At 60.8% G+C, this 20,166-nt stretch carries 17 protein-coding genes and 1 pseudogene; 10 read left to right on the top strand and 8 right to left on the bottom strand.

Annotation, left to right across the window (positions count from 1 at the left end; all coding sequences use genetic code 11):
• The first annotated feature begins 273 nt into the window (after positions 1-273).
• The gene (locus AXW79_RS17310; protein WP_005318684.1) at positions 274-1,587 is read left to right on the top strand and encodes a sodium-dependent transporter; all 1,314 of its coding nucleotides are present in this window, start codon (positions 274-276) and stop codon (positions 1,585-1,587) included.
• A 42-nt stretch (positions 1,588-1,629) separates the two neighbouring features.
• Here AXW79_RS17310 and AXW79_RS17305 read toward each other — a convergent pair whose 3' ends face one another.
• The 5 genes and pseudogenes from AXW79_RS17305 to AXW79_RS17285 all read right to left on the bottom strand — a co-directional run bounded on the left by AXW79_RS17305 (position 1,630) and on the right by AXW79_RS17285 (position 8,145).
• Entirely contained in the window at positions 1,630-3,258 is a 1,629-nt protein-coding gene (locus AXW79_RS17305) for a response regulator (protein WP_005318685.1), read from the bottom strand.
• Between the two features lie 112 nt (positions 3,259-3,370).
• Positions 3,371-4,096, bottom strand: a complete 726-nt coding sequence (locus AXW79_RS17300; protein WP_011899084.1) for a DUF3142 domain-containing protein — start codon at positions 4,094-4,096, stop codon at positions 3,371-3,373.
• Entirely contained in the window at positions 4,066-6,126 is a 2,061-nt protein-coding gene (locus AXW79_RS17295) for a hypothetical protein (RefSeq protein ID WP_005318690.1), read from the bottom strand. The genes AXW79_RS17300 and AXW79_RS17295 overlap by 31 nt, the downstream gene beginning before the upstream one ends.
• Before the next feature lie 111 nt (positions 6,127-6,237).
• Positions 6,238-6,702, bottom strand: a complete 465-nt coding sequence (locus AXW79_RS17290; RefSeq protein WP_005318694.1) for a hypothetical protein — start codon at positions 6,700-6,702, stop codon at positions 6,238-6,240.
• Positions 6,703-6,769: 67 nt separating this feature from the next.
• Positions 6,770-8,145: pseudogene (locus AXW79_RS17285) on the bottom strand (aminotransferase-like domain-containing protein).
• A 116-nt stretch (positions 8,146-8,261) separates the two neighbouring features.
• Here AXW79_RS17285 and AXW79_RS17280 point away from each other — a divergent pair.
• The 9 genes from AXW79_RS17280 to putP all read left to right on the top strand — a co-directional run bounded on the left by AXW79_RS17280 (position 8,262) and on the right by putP (position 18,154).
• Complete coding sequence (locus tag AXW79_RS17280) at positions 8,262-8,858, top strand: LysE family translocator (RefSeq protein WP_005318697.1); 597 nt, start codon at positions 8,262-8,264, stop codon at positions 8,856-8,858.
• A 115-nt stretch (positions 8,859-8,973) separates the two neighbouring features.
• The gene (locus AXW79_RS17275) at positions 8,974-9,564 is read left to right on the top strand and encodes a LysE family translocator (protein WP_017411808.1); all 591 of its coding nucleotides are present in this window, start codon (positions 8,974-8,976) and stop codon (positions 9,562-9,564) included.
• A 154-nt stretch (positions 9,565-9,718) separates the two neighbouring features.
• Positions 9,719-10,438: an aspartate/glutamate racemase family protein gene (locus AXW79_RS17270; protein WP_005318700.1), complete on the top strand. Its 720-nt coding sequence runs from the start codon at positions 9,719-9,721 to the stop codon at positions 10,436-10,438.
• A gap of 122 nt (positions 10,439-10,560) precedes the next feature.
• Entirely contained in the window at positions 10,561-11,667 is a 1,107-nt protein-coding gene (locus tag AXW79_RS17265) for a 1-acyl-sn-glycerol-3-phosphate acyltransferase (protein ID WP_005318702.1), read from the top strand.
• 302 nt (positions 11,668-11,969) lie between these two features.
• Complete coding sequence (locus AXW79_RS17260; protein ID WP_005318704.1) at positions 11,970-12,440, top strand: YhcH/YjgK/YiaL family protein; 471 nt, start codon at positions 11,970-11,972, stop codon at positions 12,438-12,440.
• A gap of 217 nt (positions 12,441-12,657) precedes the next feature.
• A complete protein-coding gene (locus tag AXW79_RS17255) occupies positions 12,658-13,857 on the top strand; it encodes an acetate kinase (protein ID WP_005318706.1) in 1,200 nt (399 codons plus the stop codon).
• A gap of 133 nt (positions 13,858-13,990) precedes the next feature.
• A complete protein-coding gene (locus AXW79_RS17250; RefSeq protein WP_005318708.1) occupies positions 13,991-15,241 on the top strand; it encodes a mechanosensitive ion channel family protein in 1,251 nt (416 codons plus the stop codon).
• A 177-nt stretch (positions 15,242-15,418) separates the two neighbouring features.
• Complete coding sequence (locus AXW79_RS17245) at positions 15,419-16,345, top strand: L,D-transpeptidase family protein (protein WP_011899081.1); 927 nt, start codon at positions 15,419-15,421, stop codon at positions 16,343-16,345.
• A 288-nt stretch (positions 16,346-16,633) separates the two neighbouring features.
• Positions 16,634-18,154 carry a sodium/proline symporter PutP gene (putP, locus tag AXW79_RS17240; protein ID WP_005318714.1) on the top strand — a complete coding sequence of 507 codons (1,521 nt, stop codon included), beginning with the start codon at positions 16,634-16,636 and terminating at the stop codon, positions 18,152-18,154.
• A 45-nt stretch (positions 18,155-18,199) separates the two neighbouring features.
• Here putP and AXW79_RS17235 read toward each other — a convergent pair whose 3' ends face one another.
• The 3 genes from AXW79_RS17235 to AXW79_RS17225 form a co-directional block, all read right to left on the bottom strand.
• On the bottom strand, positions 18,200-18,802 hold the full coding sequence (locus AXW79_RS17235; protein WP_043151049.1) for an NAD(P)H-dependent oxidoreductase: 603 nt from the start codon (positions 18,800-18,802) through the stop codon (positions 18,200-18,202).
• Between the two features lie 136 nt (positions 18,803-18,938).
• Positions 18,939-19,316, bottom strand: coding sequence for a MerR family transcriptional regulator (locus tag AXW79_RS17230; RefSeq protein WP_005318719.1), 378 nt, complete (start codon positions 19,314-19,316; stop codon positions 18,939-18,941).
• Between the two features lie 214 nt (positions 19,317-19,530).
• A partial coding sequence (locus AXW79_RS17225; RefSeq protein WP_211271114.1) for a DUF6161 domain-containing protein occupies positions 19,531-20,166 on the bottom strand: 636 nt, incomplete at its 5' end.

Raw genomic sequence — 20,166 nt, 5'->3', positions numbered from 1 at the left:
AATGGGAGTTGAAAATTTTTATTTCTCATTGTGTCAATTTTTCTTGCCATGATTTAGGCTGTGGCTCCTTTTTGGCGTTCAGGTCATCCTATTCATGTCACCCGTTTTCGCGCTGTCAGGCCGATTTTGCAGCTCCCAGGAGAGGTGACCTTGCACGCGCAGTTTGTCTGAATGTTCATTGCAAAGGTCGCCGCCAGGCGGCCTTTTTTGTGGTTACCCGTTTGATGTTTACCCATGGAGTATCGATTCGATGTTGTGTTCCCCGGAGGTTGTATGAGCCAGGTTCAGTGGTCTTCCCGTCTCGGTCATGTGTTGGCGGCGGCCGGTACGGCGATCGGCCTTGGCGCCATCTGGAAGTTTCCCTATGTGACGGCCACCAATGGTGGCGGTGCCTTCCTGCTGGTGTTCCTGCTGTTCAGCTTCACTCTGGGGGTAGCCGTACTGGTGGGGGAGACATTGCTCGGCAGCCGCAGTCAGCGTGGTGTACTCGGTGCCTTCCACAAGCTGGTTGGCCCGAACTGGCGCTGGATGGGTTACATGGGGATCCTGTGCGGCTTCTTCATCTACAGCTTCTACAGCGTGGTGGGCGGCTGGACCGTGGGGTATGCGGCGCTGGCGGTGGCGGGCAAGCTCAACCTGAGCGAGGGCAGCGCCCTCACCGCCCTGTTCAACGGTTATGTCAGTGACCCCTGGTGGCCCGTGCTGACCCATTTGGTGTTCGCCGGACTGACCTGGTGGTTCGTGCAGGGCGGCATTCAGAAAGGGGTGGAGCGGGCACTGCGCTGGATGATGCCTGCTCTGTTCATCATGATGTTGCTGCTGGTGGGGGTGGGTCTCTCCATGCCGGGTTCCATGGCCGGGGTACGTCAGTTGCTGGTGCCGGACTTCTCCATGCTGACCGGCCAGAGCGTGCTGGATGCGCTGGGGCTGGCTTTCTTCTCCCTCTCCATTGGCCTCGGTGTGCATACCACCTATGGTGCCTACCTGCCGAGCAGCGATGGTGTGCTGCGATCCGGGGTCTGGGTGGTGACGCTGGCGAGCCTTATCTCCGTGCTGGCGGGTCTGATGATCTTCCCGGCGCTGGCCTCGACCGGTATCGATCCCACTGCCGGTCCCGGCCTCACCTTCATGACAATGCCAGCCGTGTTCAGTCATCTGCCGTTCGGTCAGTGGCTGGGAGTGGTCTTCTTCCTGCTGCTGCTGGTGGCGGCACTCTCCTCTTCCATCTCCATGCTGGAGCATCTGGTGCGTTTCACCACGGAGGAGTGGGGTTGGTCACGGCGCGGTGCCTGTCGGGTACTGACTCTGCTCATCATGGTGTCAGGTATTCCGGTCAGCCTCTCATTCGGCCTCTGGAGCGATCTGACCCTGTTTGGCAAGACGATTTTCGATCTGCTCGACTACCTCACCTCCAACCTGATGATGCCGCTGTTCGGCCTGGTGCTGACTCTGCTGCTGGGCTGGCGACTGGGGGACACCATACTGCCCGCCGGTCTGTCACCCGTGCTGCGGCTCAGCCTGCTCTGGTGCTGGCGACTGGTCGCACCGCTGCTGATCGCCGGTATTCTGGTGCGGGGTCTGTTTTAAGAGGGCTTCTTGCGAGGTCCGCCAGCCCGGCCATCAGCGGGCTCAGTTGGGCGGGGAAGAGGATGACTTGGGGTGCAGGTGTGATCTGATCTGCAGCAAGGTCTTCTGGTACGCATCGGCATGGTGCTCCATGAAGGTGGCGCTGTGGGTCAGGCGCCGCTCCAGCCGATCAACCAGAAGTGCCACCTTGGGTGCGGGCATGCCGGCAGGCCAGCACAGCTGCAGCAACTCCAGCAGTTGCCAGGCATCTCCCGGCAGAGCCGGGAACTCTTCCTGCAGTGTCATGGCGTATTGCACTGCGAGCTGATGCTGACCCGATGCGCTGGCCCGCTGCCGTTCCTGGCGCAGGTAGGTCAGGCGTTGCTCACGGCGGTCCAGCTGGAGTTTGAGTTCAGTGACGACTTGATTGAACATCCGCTGGAGCAGCGGCGACGGTGCCACTCTGGCCTGGTACTGGCCGAGCTTTGCCAGATAGCGCTGGGCGTGGTGGGGCAGGCCGCAAAACTGGCTGACGGCAAAGCCGAGCAACTGGTTGAGATGATTGTCCCGCGCCGCCTCTGGCGGGTGTTTGGCCAGCAGCACTATGGCGTCATCGAAGCGATAATCCAGACCCAGCATAAGGGCCTGCAGCAATGCAGCCTCGTGGGCCCGCAGGGTGGCGGCCTTGCTGAGATAGTCAAACTCCTGTTGCAGGGCACTGATCCTGGCTGCCGTGGGGTAGTGCCAGAGCACGGCCAGACTGGCATTCAGGACGAAATTCTCGATAGACAGGCGGAACCTGTGCTCACTGAAAAATCGCAGGCTGAGCGCGTTTGCCTGTTCAAGCGCCTTCCCTTCATCTTTCAGCAGCAGGGCCAGCAAGATGGCCGCCTGACGCCATTCCGGCTGCCAGGACTGTTTTTGCAGCAGCTTGCCGAGTACCTCCCAGGCTGATTCCCACTGCGCCTCGTGCAGCAGGCAGGCCAACATCAGTTCCAGCTGGATTGTCGGCGGCAATCGTTCCTGATTGCGGGTCAGGTCCTTGCGGGCGCTGTCCAGCTTGTTCAGCCCCAGCAGAGCGTGGATCAGCCCCTTGCGTGGCCACCAGGCGTCGTGTTCAGTGGTACACATGGCATAGTGCTGGGTGGCCTGGAAGTGATCCTTCTCCTGCAGCAACATGTAACCCTTGACCCTGTCCAGCAGTGGGCCCAGCGCCTTGTTTTTCTTCTGCTGCTGGTAGAGCAGGTCTTCGCACAGGGAGCAGGCGAGGCGCCACTCCCTGAGCTTCATTGACGGGGGCAAGGGTCGGGTCAGCCCGGTCAGCAACACCAGTTCGTGCAAACTGCGTGTCAGCTGATCCGTGGTAAAGGGCATGGACAGGTGCAGTGGAAAATAGAGCTCGGAAGGGGGGTACTGGAGCAATTCATCGTCCCCATCCAGCAGCAAGAGCACACAGCCAGGTTCGAGCAGGCCCAGATAGTGGGCCTCCTGCAGCAGGCGGATCCCCTCATGGGCCTGATGGCGATACTGGCGGCAGATGATGGCGTCGAACGGCTGCTGACGCAGCAGGGCGGATAGTGTGGAGAGTTCCTTGCAATAGGTCAGTTGGGATGGCGTGACGCCATGATCACTCAGACCTTGGGAGAGGGCCGAGCTGAGCATGGCATCGTCTTCGATCAGAAGGATCTGCATCCTTGGCGCTCCCTTGCTGGTTCACGTTACGAAAAAGTATGGCATGGGATGGAGTCAAAAAGAGCTTTCACTATTGTCTGTAAATTGTACTCTGGTCAATACCCCGCCGGGGTCAAGGGGGGGGCGGATTGATCAGAAACACCACAGCTCCCCCATAGGCGGGGATCTGTGCCAATCTCGCTTCCCAGGCGGGATCCCACTCTCCCCCCTGCGCCAGCCCCAGCTTGAATGGCAGTGTCAGCCGGTGCAGCGTCTGCAGATAGCGGGCATAGCCGGGTTCGGTATGACGGCCCCGATAGGTCTGCACCACCAGCTCGTCAACCACACCTGCCAGGGCATTCAGCTCCCTGATGTCACCGGTGCGGGTCCAGTCCAGCAAGCCTGTGATGCTGATGGCGTAGCGAGCGGGTAACTGTTGTCGCAGCTGACGCAGAAAGTGCCCATAGTCGGCCAGCTGGTGGGTGCGGGCATCGAAATCTATTTGGATGCCGCGTACTTCATTGCCCTTTCGCTGCCAGGCCGCCAGCTGGTTTTCCAGGTTCTGCAACAGGGTGTCATCCCAGTCGAGCCGCTCCACCCGATAGGCGAGCCAGAGTTCGCCCACCGGCAGCTTGCTCGGCGCTATGCCCTGTCCCTGAAAGCGCAGGGGCAGGGCCGGGTCCAGGGGGCCTATTTCCCCTTGATGCAGATAGAGGCGATCTGCCTGCTGCAACACGGGTTGGGGTTTGACCCCGGCCCACAGCCAGAACTGGCGGTACTGGCTCGCCTCGACGGTTGCCCTGGCCTCGGTGCCTAGCAGCGTCAGCATCACCAGTAATATTTGAGCTGTTTTGCCCACTGGCTTGCCCCGTGTTGCTGCTTGAGGGTGTTGAACCAGGCCTTGCGCTGGCTGACGGGCAGATCCTGACTGCCGCAACCGTTGCTGCCGCTCGGGGCGTAGCAGTTGATGGCGCGATAGAGGGCGTAGGCCTTGTCGTCCTTGCCGGCTTTGGGATTGGCGATGACCTGCTGATACCAGTCGAGGCGGCTGCGCTGCTTGCCGGCAAACAGGTCCTGGCTCCCCGCCAGGGTATCGGCTCCCGGGCGATGGAGCAGGGGATCCCAATCCAGCCCTTGTGCCAGGAAAAACTCGCCCAGGCAGTTGAGGGCTTTGGGCGTACCAGGCGCCTTGGCGAGGGTGGCGACCACCTCGGTCAGGGCCGGGCACTGATAACCCTGGCTGCCTTGCCAGTTGAACGGTGCCGCAGGGGGAGCGCCCGCCATATCTTGCAGGAAGCCCTGGTAGTCGCCATGGGTCAGCTGCTTGTAACTCAGGGTGTAACTGGCACGCTGACGCAGGGGCTCGGAGGCGGTTTCATCCCGGGCCATGCGGCGCAGCAGGGGCGCCGGTGCCACATACTCCAGCAGCGGGATCCGGTAGTGATCGCTCTTGATGGGGCTTTCCTTGGCAAACACCTGCTCCAGCTGGCCTGCCCGTTCCAGGGTCATGGCCAGGGCAAGCTGCAACAGCTGATCCTGCAAGGGGGTTGGCTGGTTGGCGAGCAGGGCGCGCCACTGCTGTTCGGCTTTGGTCCACTGCTGCTGTGCAGCCAGTGCCATCCCTTTCAATACCTGCTGGCTGAAGGCCAGATTATTCAGGGTGCCGTTGGCCAGCGCAGGGGCGGCAGCGACCACGGCGGCATAATCCTTGGCGAGATAGTAGCGGCTGGACTGCTCCAGATAGGCCAGCCAGGGGGCGTGCCGGGCAAACTGGGGGGCTTGCTTGCCGATCTCGGCGGCGAGCAGCGGCTGCCACTCATCCCAGCTGTCATGGATCCGCAGCCGGCGCAGATCCTGCACCAGGATCAGCATGGGCATGGTTGCCGAGCCGGTGAAGCCGGGTTGCATCAGCAATTTGAGATCGATCTCGTTGACCAGATCCGGTGGGCTCTGCTGTTGGCTCGCCTGCAGATAGTGATTGGCCAGCAGCTCGTTATCCCCCTTGAACCAGGCAAGTCGACGCAACAAGCCGGTGGCGGAATCCAGATAGCGCCCCTGTGGATAGCGGGTGCGGTAGTCGGTGATGAGCTGCTCGCAGCGCTGTAGCTGAGCCTGATCGATCTGGCTGCGGTCCAGGCTGCCCCAATCGTCGAAGGCGCTTTGCTGTGACTGGTTGAGGGCGACCCGGATCTTCATGTAGTCGGCCGTCTCCTTGAGCCAGGGCTGGTCCTGTTCGGCGAGGATGCCAAACAGCGCATCCGCCTGTGCAAATTCCCCCTGATAGAAGTGCTGGCTGGCGGTCAGGTAGTCGGCAAACCCCTTGGCGGCGGCGGACAGCGGCGCCGTCTTGCTTTCGCCCAGGGGCATGCTTTCTGCCGCGTCCTGCGCTTGGCCGCACTGACCCAGCATGGCGAGCCGCTGGCTTGCCAGCTGGCTGCGATCACTGGCGGTAAGGGCGGGCGTTTGCACCAGTGCCTGCAAGAAGGCCTCGGCAGAGACTGGATTGTTGCTGATACAGCGCCCCTCGCTCCAGCTGCCGGCCCGGGTGATGGCCGTTTCAGTGGTGGCGGCCTCTATGCCGAGCGACGCGGCTAGCGCCAGCAGGGGATCCGGTCCGGCAGGTGCGGTATCGCCAGCGGCCGGGCTTATCAGCTCATCGACCCGAAATGGCAAAGGCAGAGCCCCACCGGGCAGGGAGAAAGCCTGCTCATCGGCCAGCAGCAAGGCCAGATTGGTACGGGTGTCGTTATCGGGGGAGAGAAATGGCAGTCCGTTCAGATGGCACTGGGCTGCAGTCAGTTGCAGGGTGAGCGGCGTTTCGCAGCCATCCGGGCCACAGGCCAGCACAGGCAGGCTGCACAGCGCCAGCCACAGGGGAGTCAGTTTCATGAGGGCGGTTTCCGGCCAAGGGAGTCAAGAGAAGGGGATGGAGGCAAGCTACAAGATGTGGGGGCGCCTTTCAACTGACCATAGGGGGCGCCTGGATTAAGCAAAGGCGGCTTATTGCAGGCCGGGCCCACTGGCCGAGAAGGGGCAATCGCGCTGGTGGATCAGGCGGGAGCCCTGAGCGTCGAGTCCCTGCCAGCTGAGCGCAAGCTGGCCCAGACGACCCAGATGGCGCAACTCGAACTCATAACGCAGGCAGGGATTGTCGAGTGGCAGGGTCGTCATGCCACCCGGCAGCCGGTAGTGATAATTGAGCCGTGGCCCATCCTGCAACTGGCGACGCTCGAGCTTTACTCCTGCTACCGGAGGGGAGGCGGCAACCAGATGGCGGCGCAGGCTCAAGGGGGCATCGATCGCCTTCTGGTAATGGAGGCCGTTCATGGCTGCCAGCTCCTCTTCCAGCCGTTGCAGCTCCCCCTCCAGCCCGCTCAGTGCCGTGCCCAGCTGTTGATGACCGGGCGCAGCGCAGCCCCCCAGCAGCAGAGTTACAAGCAGAAGCGAGACGCGGGTCGGGGGCATAGGCTCTCCTTTGGGCGCCCGGATCTGGGCGCGCCGGGCCGGATAGTGGCTGACTGATGGTGGCTGACTATAGCAGGGGATTGGTGGGCGGCGCGGCGCGCAGCAGCTGTGCCAGCCGCTCCAGCCCCTCGGCGACACGGGCATCTGTGGCCGGTTGGCTCAGGCTCAACCGTACCCCTTGCGGCGCGGCGAACTGGCCGGCGGCGAAGTGTTCTCCGCTCGCCACCCCGACGTCAAGGGCGTTGGCAGCCTCGGCGAATTCCTGGCTGCGCCACGGCTCCGGCAATGGCAGCCAGGCGTGCATGGAGCCCGCCTGCCAGTGAGCCCCCGGCAACAGGTGGCGCAACAGCTCGCCGCGACGTGCCAGGATCTGCCGCTGCTGCTCGACCAATGGCATTATCTGGCGCTGGCTGACCAGCTTGCAGGCCAGCTCGATCAAGAGCGGGCTCACCATCCAGCTCGACAACCGCATCGCCTGGGCGAAGGCGTTGCGCAGGGCGGGCGGCGCCAGCACGAAGCCGACCCTCAGGCCGCCACAGGCGATCTTGGCCAGGCTGCCCAGATAGATGACCCGCTCCGGCGCCAGGTTGACCAGGGGGGCTACCGGGATACTGGGCAGCAGGCCGTTGACGTCATCTTCGATGATCAGCAGGTCATGGTGGCGTGCGATGGCGACGACGGCCTCGCGCCGTGCCTGGCTCATGATGGCGGTGGTGGGGTTTTGCAGAGTAGGGGTGAGGTAGAGCAGCTTGGCCCGCCGCGTGCGGCAGGCGGCCTCCAGCGCGGCGGGGATCAACCCCTCCTCGTCCATCGCCAGCCCCACCACCTGGTTCTTCAGCTGGCGGGCATTGCCCAGCATGCCGGGGTAGCTGAGGCCTTCACACAAAATGGTTTCCCCCACGCAGCCGGTGGCCAGCAGAGAGAGCATGATGCCGTGCTGGGCGCCGTGGCTGAACAGCAGGCGATCCTCGCTGCCGTGTACCCCCTGCTCGGCCAGCCAGTCGATGAACAGCTGGCGCTGACCGGGCTGGCCCGCCTCCTTGTCATAGCCGAGCAGGGCGTTGAGATCCCCGTCGGCCAGCTCCCCCAGCATGGGACGTATGATGGCGGCCCTGTCCAGTTGTACCGGCAGGTTTTGCCACAGCTCGATGCGATGTCCCTCTTCCTTGCGGATCACCCACTCATTGGCCGGATCCGTACCTGTCCCTTTGACCCAGGTGCCGTGTCCCACCTTGGCCGCCAGCAGGCCGGCCGCTCCGCCTCGCCATAGGCACGGGTGATGGTGCCGACGGTCACCCCCAGCCGATCCGCCAGGGCCCTGTGGGTAGGCAAACGGGTCCGGGGGGGCAGGGTGCCATCGTGAATAGCCTGCTCTATGGCTTTCACCAGTTTGAGATAGAGGGGGCCATCGAAGGGGGTTAGGTCCGGGGTCCAGATTGTCATGGTGACAATAAATCCATTGATCCAAAATTGTCCTCAATATAGCGTGAAAGCCAACCTGTTCACAATCAAATACAGCACATTGTATCGATACAATGTGGCAATGAAGGAGTCACAAGATGACGATGGAATGGTATGTCACCCTGTTCGGCTTTGCCGTGCTCACCTGCGGTACGCCGGGCCCCAACAATCTGATGCTGACGGCATCTGGCGCCAACTTCGGGGTGCGCCGTACCCTGCCACACCTGACCGGCGTGGCCGTGGGTCAGCCTGTGTTGCAACTGGTCATGGCATTGGGGCTCTATCCCCTGTTCGAGAGCTGGCCTCTGCTGCGGTTGGGGCTGCAGATCTTCGGCAGCCTCTATCTGCTGTGGCTGGCGTGGCGGATCGCCGTGGCCGGTGCCCCCGGTGATCCGGCCCGGCGTGCCCGTCCGTTGACCCTGCTGGAAGGGCTGGGCTTTCAGTTTCTCAATCCCAAGGCCTGGATGATGGCCATCTCCGCCATCAGTCTGTTCAGTCTGCCAGGTGCCAGTTACTGGCCTAGCCTGTGGGGGATCATGCTGGTGTTTCCGCTGGTGGGCTTCCCGGTCTGTTTTGTCTGGGTCTTGTTCGGCCATCAGCTGAGCAACTGGATCAGCACGGATCGGGGCTGGCGGCGCCTCAATGGGTCCCTTGGTGTGCTGACGGCGCTTTGTGTGGTGATGCTCTGGTATTGAGCGCGTGCCGCTGGCAGGCAAGAAAGAGCCATTTCTGACTTGTCGCCACGGGGCTGGCTCTGCATATTAGAAGGCTTGCCGTATATCGGACGCTTTGTATCACCAAGAGGTTGAGATGGATCTGAACTGGTTGCTTCCCCTGGCGGGCTTTGCCCTCATTACCTGTGGCACGCCGGGCCCCAATAACATGCTGCTCACCAGTGCCGGTGCCGCCCAGGGATTTCGCCGCACTCTTCCCCTGCTGGTGGGGGTGGTGGGGGGGATCAACCTGATGATCCTCGCCACGGCGCTGGGGCTCGGGGTGATGTTTGAAAAGGTGCCGCTGCTGCATGACGGCCTCAAGCTGATTGGCTCGGCCTATCTGCTCTGGCTGGCCTGGAAGGTGGCGACCGCCAGTGGCCCGGCCGAGGGCAACCGAGCGCTCATTCCGGCCCATCAGGGAGCCATGCTGCAACTGCTCAACCCCAAGGCCTGGATGATGGCGCTCTCCGCCATCAGTGGTTTCACTCTGGCGGGGGAGGCTTACTGGCCCTCGGCCAGCTGGGTGCTCGGCATCTTTTTTGTGACTGGCCTGTATACCGGCGCCTTTTGGGTGCTGTTCGGTGCCCAGGTGCGCCGCCTCATCCGCACCGCCACAGGCTGGCGTCGTTTCAACCTTGGCATGGGGCTCGCCACGGCAGCCTGCGTGCTGATGATCTGGATTTAGGCGTCCAGGATCCCTTGACGTGTCGATTCGGCCGCGACAGACGTCAACAGACCCTGGACCTTTGGCCTTACCTTCTGTCTTGTTGGCCCTTCGGGGCCTTTTTTATCTCGCTGGCAGCGCCATACTGCACTGGCACTGTATTAAAGGAGTCCCCATGAAATGTATCGGTCTGCTGGGTGGCATGAGCTGGGAATCCACCGTCAGTTATTATCAGGCGTTCAACCGGGATGTGCGGGCACGGCTCGGCGGCCTGCACTCGGCGCGAGTGCTGCTGAGCAGCGTCGACTTTGCCGAGATAGAGCGTCTGCAGCATGTCGGTGACTGGCCCGCGACCGCGCGCCTGCTGGCTGCCGAGGCGCGCCTGCTGGCTGCCGAGGCGCGCAAGCTGCAGGCTGGCGGCGCCGATTTTCTGCTGATCGGCACCAACACAATGCACAAGGTGGCGCCCGAGATTGAGGCTGCCATCGATATTCCGCTGCTCCATATCGCCGATGCCACCGCCCGCCAGTTGCTGGCGGACGGGGTGCAAAGAGTCGGGCTGCTTGGCACCCGTTTCACCATGGAGCAGGATTTCTACAAGGGCCGCCTGCAAACCTTGTTCGGGCTTGAGGTGCTGGTGCCGCCAGCGGCGCAGCGCGAACGGGTGCATAGCATCATTTATGACGAGCTCTGTCTTGGCGAGATCCGTGCGTCATCGCGGGCCGAGTATCTCGCCATCATAGCCGGGCTGGCCGAGGCGGGTGCCCAGGCCGTGATCCTGGGATGTACCGAGATTGCCTTGCTGGTGGGTGACTCAAAAGCAGCCGTTCCGCTCTATGACACCACTGCGATTCATGCCGAAGCGGCGGTGACACTGGCATTGCAGCCTGATTAACTGGTCAGATCTCACTATTCGTACTCGCTCCATACCCCTTGCCATAAAAGCGTGTAAAATTGCGCCCTGAATTTCCCGGCCAACTCGGTTGGCCGCGACTCCTTACACGCAAGGCTGACATTGTGACTGAAGTAGATAGATTCGCGGACATTCGCCCCTACCGCGATGAAGAAGTGCCGGCAGCCATAGAACGGCTGATCCAGGATGATGAATTTATCGGCGCCATCGCCAAGTATCGTTTCGGTTCCCTGATGAGCTGGCTTGGCTGGGCCATTCGCCCGCTGATCCGTCAATTCCTGCGCTACAAGTGGTCCAAGGTGACCACCATCCATCAGGTGCAGATGGGGGTGACCCGTTACATGTCCCGCATGATTGCCACCTCTACCAAGGGCGTGACCTTCTCCGGCCTCGAACACCTCAAGAAAGAGCAGGGTTACCTGTTTGTCTCCAACCACAGGGACATCGCCATGGATCCGGCGTTCGTCAACTGGGGGCTGCATACCCATGGTTTTGATACGGTGCGCATCGCCATCGGTGACAACCTGCTGCGCAAACCCTGCGCCACCGAGCTGATGAAGCTCAACAAGAGCTTCATCGTCAAGCGCTCCGCCAAGGGGCCGCGGGAGATGATGAAGATGCTCGGCGAGCTGTCCGCCTATATCGGCCAGTCGGTGCACGAAGGCCACTCCATCTGGATCGCCCAGAAGGAAGGGCGCGCCAAGAATGGCGATGACAAGACGGATCCGGCCATCCTCAAGATGTTCTATGTAGACGGCAAGAAGCAGAAAATCGACTTCGTCGACTACATGCGCAGCCTCAACATAGTGCCGGTCAGCATCAGCTATGAGCTGGATCCCACCGACAAGGCCAAGGCGCGCGAGCTGTACGAGAAGTCGGTCAACGGCAGCTACGAAAAAGGCGAGTTCGAGGATATTGAGAGCATCGTTGCTGGCATCGTCGGCCAGAAGGGGCGGGTACATGTCTCCTTCGGCGCCCCCATCACCGAGGGCTTCAGCGATCCGGACGAGCTGGCTGCGCTGATCGACAAGGCAATCTGGGGCAATTATCGCCTCTTCCCGGGCAACTACCTGGCCGCAGATGTGTCCGGCAAGGCCAATACCATAGAGCAGGCGGCCTTCCTGACTCGTCAGTCAGAGGTGCCACAAGAGCACAAGGCCATCTGGCGCGCCATGTATGCCAAGCCGGTGGAAAACGCCCGCAAGGCTTGAATGACACCGGTTGTGTGAAAAAAACGGGAGCAGATGCTCCCGTTTTTGCGTCTGGTCAAAGTCGACGACGATGGAGTAGTGAATAATATTGTTTCAGCTGGTACGATCACCGGACGAATGCGTTTTCGTCTCTTGGCAAGCAGCGGATGAGTGTGTAACAGTGACCTCAGACGCTCGGCACGAGCAAATAGGCGCTTCCTGTCTGCATGGATTGCAGATGGTGCGACACAAGGACCTGAACAGGGTCCTTTTTCATTTTGCGGCAAAGATGTCGCCTGAATACACCTAAGGATCCGCTCGCCATGATCACCGGCAGTCTGAATACCCTGCAGCGAACGCCGCTGCCCGCCCCGCTGGCCCGCATCATGGTCGAGGTGGTGAAAAGCGTCGGCCACTGGCTGAGTGCGCCGCTCGGCAAGACAGAGATCGACGGCCTCACGCTGTTCTGTCTGGTGAGCGAAGAGCTGACCGAGCCGGCTGCGGATCGCCGTGGCGAGTTCCATCAGCAGTATCTGGACATCCAGCTGCTGTTGCGCGGGGAAGAGTGGATAGGTGTCGGGCCTCACAGTTACGTCAATGACGGCGCCGATCATCCCCACCCCGATCTCTGGTTCGTCGACGACGAACAGACCAGTTATCTGGCGTTGCAGCCCGGCGACTTCGCCATCTTCTGGCCGGGAGAACTGCATCGCCCTCTCTGTACCCCCAACCAGCCGGCTCACGTGAAGAAGTTGGTGGTCAAGGTGCACAAGGATTTGCTGGCCGGCCTGTAGCCGTCAGCACGGCAGCTCAACGGGTGTGCGGCACCCTCCGGGTCTACACCGACCCCATGATGAATCGAGTGCACAGCGTCTTCGGGACCCGCACTTAACGTATTGAAAAATTGGGCGCACTTTCCTGCGACCATAAGCCCCCGGCAGGGGAATCCCATCCATTGTTGGATGACACGACACTGTCGGCATAAAGCCGAAGCACAGGAAGATGTAGAACATGAGCAAGTTGGTATTGATCCTTAACTGCGGTAGCTCTTCCCTGAAATTTGCCGTAATGGACGCCGAAACAGGTGAGGACATGCTGTCCGGCCTGGCCGAATGCTTCAATCTGGATGATGCACGTATCAAATGGAAACTCCACGGGGTCAAGGGCGAAGCCATGCTGGGAGCGGGTGCCGCTCACCAGGCCGCCCTCGACCACATAGTGGGCCACATCCTGCCTCAGGATCCGACCCTGGCCGAGCAGCTGGTGGCCATCGGCCATCGCATCGTGCACGGTGGTGAGCAGTTCTCCCGCTCCGTTCGCATCGATGATGGCGTGATCGCCGGCATCGAGGCCGCCATTCCGTTCGCCCCCCTGCACAACCCGGCGCACCTCATCGGCATTCGTGCCGCGCTCAAGGTCTTCCCGCAGCTTGCCGAGAAGAACGTGGCCGTGTTTGACACCGCCTTCCATCAGACGCTGCCGCAGGAAGCCTATCTCTACGCGCTGCCCTACAAGCTCTATAAAGAGAACGGTATCCGTCGTTATGGCGCTCACGGCACCTCTCACCGCTTCATCGCGGAAGAGACCGCCAAGGCACTGGGCAAGCCGCTGGCCGAGCTCAACATCATCAACTGCCACCTGGGCAACGGTGCTTCCGTCTGCGCCATCAAGAACGGCGAGTCCGTCGATACGTCCATGGGCCTGACCCCGCTGGAAGGGCTGGCGATGGGCACCCGTTCCGGTGACATCGACCCCGCCGTCGTCTTCTTCATGCACGATCAGCTCGGTTACAGCGTGGACGAGATCAACCACACCCTTACCCGCGAGTCCGGTCTGCTGGGTCTGACCGAGGTGAGCAGCGATTGCCGCTATGTTACCTCCAACTATGCGACCGACGCCGGTGCCAAGCGTGCGCTGGATGTCTTCACCTACAGAGTTGCCAAGTATGTTGGCGCCTATGCTGCTGCCATGGAGGGTCGCCTCGACGCCCTGGTGTTCACCGGCGGTATCGGTGAAAACGCCGCCATGGTGCGCGAGATGGTGCTGGATCGCCTGGCCCTGTTCGGCTTCAAGGTAGATAAAGAAGCCAACAATGCCGCCGTGCTCGGTGGAGAAGGCCCCATTACGGCTGAAGGCAGCCGTCTGGCGCTGGTGATGCCCACCAATGAAGAGCTGGTCATCGCCCGCGATGCCCTGAGTCTGGTCGGCTAACGCCCCTTGCTCCGATACAACGCCCGGCCTGCGCCGGGCGTTGTCGTTTCAGGCTTCCGGCTGAGCAAGTTGTCATTTGACATGGGGTGGCAGATACGTACCCTGACGGCTGTTTCACGCATTGGAGGTAGGGATGAAGGTGATATTTTTTAACTGGCTGGCGAGCATGGGTGTTGAAGTCAGCAACATGATGGCGCTGGTGATCGCCCTGGGCTTTATCGTCCTTACCTCGCTGATATTGCATGTGTTGTTGCACCGGGTCCTGCTGGTGCGGCTGGTGACTGTGCTCGCCAAGTCCAAACAGGTGTGGCTGCCCCCCCAGTTGCAGCAGCGCCTGTTCTACCGGCTCGCCTTCGTGTTGCAGGGAGCCGTTATGCTCGGTCAGGCGGAGATCTGGCTGCCGAGCGGTTCCGACAGTTTGCAGTTGATCGAGATGGTGACCCAGTTCTGGATCCTGCTGTTCCTGCTGCTGGCCCTGTTTGCCCTGCTTGACTGCATGTCGTCGGTGAGCCGTTACACCCGGCTGGGGCGGGATCTGCCCCTGCGCGGCATCTTCCAGGGGGTGAAGCTGGTGGCCAGCATACTGGTCGGCATCCTGATGATCGCCCTGCTGCTCGGCAAGTCACCGCTCTTCCTGTTCAGTGGCCTGGGTGCCATGACAGCCGTGTTGATGCTGGTGTTCAAGGACCCCATCCTGGGGCTGGTGGCGGGGATCCAGCTCTCCGCCAACCGCATGCTCAGCGTCGGCGACTGGTTGCAGATGGACAAGTACGGTGCCGACGGCGAGGTGACCGATATCGGTCTCACCACCGTCAAGGTGTCGAACTGGGACAAGACCATCACCACCATCCCCACCTATGCGCTCATCTCCGACTCCTTCAAGAACTGGCAGGGGATGACGGAATCCGGCGGTCGCCGCATCAAGCGCAGCGTCAATATCGACATGACCAGCGTGCGCTTCCTGACCGCGGATGAGCAGATGCAGCTCAAACAGGCCCAGCTGCTGGCGCCCTACCTGGGCCGCAAGGAGCAGGAGCTGAGCGCCTATAACCAGCAGCTCAGCGATGCCCTCAGTTGCCCCATCAACGGGCGCCACCTTACCAATCTCGGGACCCTGCGCGCCTATCTGGACGCCTACCTGCGGGCCCATACCGGTATTCGCAAGGACATGACGCTGATGGTGCGCCAGCTGGCACCGACTACCGACGGTCTGCCGCTGGAAATTTACTGCTTCACCGCGACCACGGCCTGGGCGGATTACGAAGGGATCCAGGCCGATATTTTCGACCATATCTTCGCCATCATTGAGCAATTTCATCTGCGGTTGCATCAATCTCCCACAGGTTACGATATGCGTGCCTGGCAGAGGGAGCAAACGGAGTGAGGACACGGGTCGAGGTGGCAGGGGAAGCGCCATATTAATCATCGACCCGTATCCAGTTGTCAGTTGAAATTTGGTGTGCAGAGGAGAAAAATGGCGGCCTTCTCTTCGCGCCCCTGATCCCTCTTGAATCAGCTGTCAGCCCTGAGACGTCAATCAAGTCATCATCATGGGAAAGTTATGAAGCTCCTTCGCAATAGTGCGGCTGCTCTGTGCTGCAGCCTTGTTATGGCCGCCGCGCCTGTGTTTGCCGTTCAATACGATCTGCCCGGGGCCAACAGCCGTCTGGTGGGCGAGAATATGGAATACGTGGTGCCGGCAGAGGAAAATGGCCAGCCGCTGGAAGCCGTGGCCGCCAAATTCCAGCTGGGGCTGACCAATATGCTCGAAGCCAACCCCAAGGCGGATCCCCTGCTGCTGCAGGCGGGTGAGAGGCTGGTCATCCCCCATCAGCTGATACTGCCGGATGCCCCCCGCGAAGGCATAGTGCTGAACGTGGCCGAGATGCGCCTCTACTACTACCCGAAAGGCAAGAAGGTGGTGGAAGTGCTGCCCATCGGCATAGGCCAGCTCGGCACCGACACCCCGGAAAACTGGGTGACCAGCGTGCAGCGCAAGAAGGCGGGCCCGACCTGGACCCCTACCGCCAAGATGCATGCCGAGTATGCCGCCCGTGGCGAGAGCCTGCCGGCAGTCTGGCCCGCCGGCCCGGACAACCCCATGGGGCTGTTTGCGCTCTACATCGGCAAGATGTACGCCATCCACGGCACCAATGCCCAGTTCGGCATAGGTCTGCGGGTGAGCCACGGTTGCGTGCGGCTGCGTAACGAAGACATAGAGTACCTGTTCAAGCAGATCCCGGTCGGCACGCGGGTGCAGTTCGTCAACCAGCCGATCAAGGCCACCGTCGAGCCCGATGGTCGCCGTTATCTGGAAGTGCACCAGCCCCTGTCCCGCAGCGAAGCCGAGTTCAACTCCAGTCTGCCTGCTCCGCTGCCCATGACCCAGGCCGCGACCCGCTTTATCGCCCATGCCGACAGCGACTCCCAGCTGGTCAAGCAGGCGCTGGAGCAGCGCAGCGGCATGCCGATCGCCATCAATCGCTGATCCTGTCGTTCATCGTCTCAAGCCCCGGCCTCTGGTCGGGGCTTTTTTTTACGCTCATGCCGCCTGGCGCCAGGCGGAGGGGGAGCAGACAAGCCCTTGCTGTCTCAGGATAAAATCCGGCGCATCTCTCCTTGAGTGGTTCGTTAGTTAGAGATGAAACGTTTATATTGTGTTTTTTATTTGTTAAAAGTGGTTGAGGTCATGGGATCTGCTGATTAAGCTAGGGCGGTTTTTTAAGGAAGAGCCCGTCGTCAGAACGGGTACACACGTCACCTAATGGAGTTTTGAATGACAGCCAGCACCCCCATGCTTATCACCTTTCTGGTGTATATCCTCGGGATGGTTTTGATCGGTTTTATCGCCTATCGCGCCACCCGCAACTTTGACGACTACATTCTCGGCGGCCGCCGTATGGGGAGCTGGGTCACCGCCCTCTCCGCCGGGGCCTCCGACATGAGCGGCTGGCTCCTGATGGGCTTGCCGGGCGCCGTTTTCATCGGCGGTATTTCAGAGAGCTGGATCGCCATCGGCCTCACCATAGGGGCCTATCTCAACTGGCGCTGGGTGGCCGGTCGCTTGCGGGTTCACACCGAGAAGAACCGCAACGCCCTGACCCTGCCGGACTACTTTACCTACCGCTTCGAGGACAAGAGCCGGGTACTGCGCATCCTCTCCGCCCTGGTGATACTGCTGTTCTTCACCATCTACTGCGCCTCCGGCGTGGTGGCCGGTGCCCGTCTGTTCGAGAGCACCTTCGGCATGAGCTATGACACCGCCCTCTGGGTCGGCGCTGCGGCCACCATCACCTACACCTTCTTCGGCGGCTTCCTCGCGGTGAGCTGGACCGATACGGTGCAGGCGACCCTGATGATCTTCGCCCTGATCCTGACGCCGGTATTCGTCATCATCGCCGTTGGCGGCATCGACACCGCCATGGTGCAGGTGGCGGCGCAGAACGCCAGCAACCTCGACATGTTCAAGAACCTGGACTTCATCGCCATCGTCTCGCTGATGGCCTGGGGCCTGGGCTACTTCGGCCAGCCCCACATACTGGCGCGCTTCATGGCGGCGGATTCTCACCACTCCATGGTCAATGCCCGCCGCATCAGCATGACCTGGATGGTGTTCTGCCTCGGCGGCGCCGTGGCCATCGGCTTCTTCGGCCTCTCCTACTTCTCCACCTTCACCGAGCAGGCCGCCGGTGTCACCGGCAACCCGGAGCGGGTCTTTATCGAGCTCTCCAAGATACTGTTCAACCCCTGGATAGCCGGCGTGCTGCTCTCCGCCATTCTGGCGGCCGTGATGAGCACGCTAAGCTGTCAGCTGCTGGTCTGTTCCAGCGCCATTACCGAAGATCTCTACAAGCCCTTCTTGCGCAAGAACGCCTCCCAGCAGGAGCTGGTGTGGGTGGGTCGCATGATGGTGCTGTTGATCGCCGTGGTCGCCATCGGTGTTGCCATGAATCCGGAGAACCGGGTACTGGGGCTGGTGAGTTACGCCTGGGCCGGCTTCGGTGCCGCCTTCGGTCCCGTTGTGTTGCTCTCCGTGCTCTGGTCACGCATGACCCGCAACGGCGCCCTCGCAGGCATGCTGGTGGGTGCCATCACCGTCATCGTCTGGAAGCAGTTTGGCTGGCTGGGGCTGTATGAAATCATCCCGGGCTTCCTCTTCTCCGCCCTGGCGATTGTGGTGTTCAGCCTGCTGGACAAGGCGCCCTCCAAGGCCATGGTGGATCGCTTCAACGAGGCCGAGCGCGAGTTTCAAACCCCGCCGCCCGCCAGCATGAGCGAGCCGGTCGCCGTCAACTGAGTCGGCCACCGCCAATAACAAGCAGCCCCGCAATGCGGGGCTTTTTCATGTGCGGCGACTTAGCCGGCGCACATCGGCGCGGGCCGCCGCACCGGTGCGCGTCAGCCAGCGGGCCCTGTCCTGATCGCGGGCTGTGTGCATGGGGCCCAGGTATTGGCGGTGGGTGAGCCGGATACCGCACAGCCCCAGTACCTGTTTGTCGAGGATGCGTGAGGCGGGATCCCCCAGCCACCAGCGGTAATACCAGACTGGGCTGTCCATGGTGAGCAGCAGGCGCGCCGTCTTGCCCGCGAGCAGGCGCAGGCGCAGGGCCTTGCCCTTGACATATTGAAAGGCGAAGCCGGAGAGCAGGGTGCGATCCAGCAGACCCTTGAGACGGGCCGGCATGTTGCCCCACCAGAGGGGGGAGACGATCACCAGATGATGGGCGGCACTCAGACTCTGTTGCAACGCCAGCAGATCCGGCTCCAGCGGCGGCATAAGGTCATAGCCATGGCGCAAGTCCGGCTCGAAGGCCAGCTCCCCCACGTGCAGCAGTGTGACCTCTGCGCCAGCCTCCTCAGCGCTGCGAGCATACTCGCGGGCCAGGGCATGGCAGAAGCTGTCGGGTTTGGGATTGCCGTTGATGACAAGCAGACGGGGTGGCATGGTCAGGGCTCCTGATGGGGTGAGCCCGTATTAGACCCTCTGTCCCATGGGACAGAGTCAAGGGGCGCAGCGGCCCTCTTTGATGAGGTCGATGGTCAGGGCGACTGGCTTGCCATCGAAGGGCGCTTGCCCGGGCTTAGTCTGGCTGGAGGAGTGGCGTGCGGCAGGGATGCTGTTGCAGTAGCGCAGCGCACTGGGTCAGGGCTTGATACTGGCGCTGTAAACGGGCCTGCTCCTCGCCGATCTGCGCCAGCTTGTCGGCGATAAGGCGTTCCACCTTCTGCCAGGGAAACTGCGCCATGTCGGTCATGCCGGCCAGCAGAGGGGTGAGCTCACTCAGTTTGCAACCCAGCTGCTGGGCCTGGCGAATAAACCCGACCCACTCCAAGTCTTCCGCACGGTAGACGCGATACTTGCCGTGCCGCCTGGGTTCGGGCAGCAGCCCCATCTGTTCGTAGAGGCGGATCGCCTTGGGAGTGGTGCCCGCCAGCCGGGCAAATTCGCCGATATACATATTGCTGCTCGCAAAGGTTGTTCGAGTAGGGGCTCACTATAGGTCAGTGGCTGGCGGGATTGAATCCCCGATGGGGAGGGGAGAGGGGGCACCCACCTTGCCAGACAAGTCTGCTATCGAGATGGTGGGTATCCCAATTTTTGAGTTATCTCTATGTGGCAGGACTGTTTTCAATTATAAATTCCTTAGCACCAGATTAAGTATTGGTTATGATTTAATTTCGATGCTTGTTAATTAGTTCAATTATGCTATGAGGTGATGCATCATCAGTTATTATGCCTGTAGATACAGGCCTAAAAATAGCTTGTAAAACAAGGTTACGTTCTTCTTCTGATGATGAACCTCCTTCGCTTATGAGTGCTAAATAGGCCTGTGTCATAACAACTCTTTCTTGAGAGTTCATCTGCATATGATTATGACTTAGATACATGCGAACTAAAATACGTATTAACCAGATGGCTAAAGATGTTGTAAATGCAGCAACCCCTACTTTGCCCCATACAACCTGTTCTTTAGCTAAAATCTCCCATGCCACGTATGCAATAGGTAGAAAAATAATAAGAGACAGCACGATACTTGCTATGCCAAACTTTTTGGCTGATTTTTTATGGTGTTCTACATTATCCGTCCAGTATTGAACAGGTGCTTTCAGTTTCATTTGATTTTTATAGGCATCAATAAAGCCTTCAAATTTCTGTTTTGATATGTTTTTCTCGTTATCGAGCTGCTGATGAAGATCTTTAATTGATTCATCGTAACTTTTAGTTGCATGCCCTATTTTGCTTTCTAAATAACTGATCCTAATATTGCTACACCTTCGCTGTGCCATAGCCATTCCCGGGGAAAGGAG

It is taken from the genome of Aeromonas salmonicida subsp. salmonicida, assembly GCF_001643305.1.
Classification (GTDB): domain Bacteria; phylum Pseudomonadota; class Gammaproteobacteria; order Enterobacterales; family Aeromonadaceae; genus Aeromonas; species Aeromonas salmonicida.
Note: the sequence above shows the minus strand (reverse complement) of the source record. Positions and strands in the feature narration are given on the sequence as shown.

Bases quoted from the DNA above. Each gene is read 5' to 3' on its own strand.
- AXW79_RS17250 (WP_005318708.1), top strand. From the start codon at position 13,991: ATGAAGGTGATATTTTTTAACTGGCTGGCGAGCATGGGTGTTGAAGTC.
- AXW79_RS17255 (WP_005318706.1), top strand. From the start codon at position 12,658: ATGAGCAAGTTGGTATTGATCCTTAACTGCGGTAGCTCTTCCCTGAAA.
- AXW79_RS17230 (WP_005318719.1), bottom strand. From the start codon at position 19,316: ATGTATATCGGCGAATTTGCCCGGCTGGCGGGCACCACTCCCAAGGCG.
- AXW79_RS17275 (WP_017411808.1), top strand. From the start codon at position 8,974: ATGGATCTGAACTGGTTGCTTCCCCTGGCGGGCTTTGCCCTCATTACC.
- AXW79_RS17295 (WP_005318690.1), bottom strand. From the start codon at position 6,126: ATGAAACTGACTCCCCTGTGGCTGGCGCTGTGCAGCCTGCCTGTGCTG.
- putP (WP_005318714.1), top strand. From the start codon at position 16,634: ATGACAGCCAGCACCCCCATGCTTATCACCTTTCTGGTGTATATCCTC.
- AXW79_RS17305 (WP_005318685.1), bottom strand. From the start codon at position 3,258: ATGCAGATCCTTCTGATCGAAGACGATGCCATGCTCAGCTCGGCCCTC.
- AXW79_RS17270 (WP_005318700.1), top strand. From the start codon at position 9,719: ATGAAATGTATCGGTCTGCTGGGTGGCATGAGCTGGGAATCCACCGTC.
- AXW79_RS17245 (WP_011899081.1), top strand. From the start codon at position 15,419: ATGAAGCTCCTTCGCAATAGTGCGGCTGCTCTGTGCTGCAGCCTTGTT.
- AXW79_RS17260 (WP_005318704.1), top strand. From the start codon at position 11,970: ATGATCACCGGCAGTCTGAATACCCTGCAGCGAACGCCGCTGCCCGCC.
- AXW79_RS17235 (WP_043151049.1), bottom strand. From the start codon at position 18,802: ATGCCACCCCGTCTGCTTGTCATCAACGGCAATCCCAAACCCGACAGC.
- AXW79_RS17290 (WP_005318694.1), bottom strand. From the start codon at position 6,702: ATGCCCCCGACCCGCGTCTCGCTTCTGCTTGTAACTCTGCTGCTGGGG.
- AXW79_RS17310 (WP_005318684.1), top strand. From the start codon at position 274: ATGAGCCAGGTTCAGTGGTCTTCCCGTCTCGGTCATGTGTTGGCGGCG.
- AXW79_RS17280 (WP_005318697.1), top strand. From the start codon at position 8,262: ATGACGATGGAATGGTATGTCACCCTGTTCGGCTTTGCCGTGCTCACC.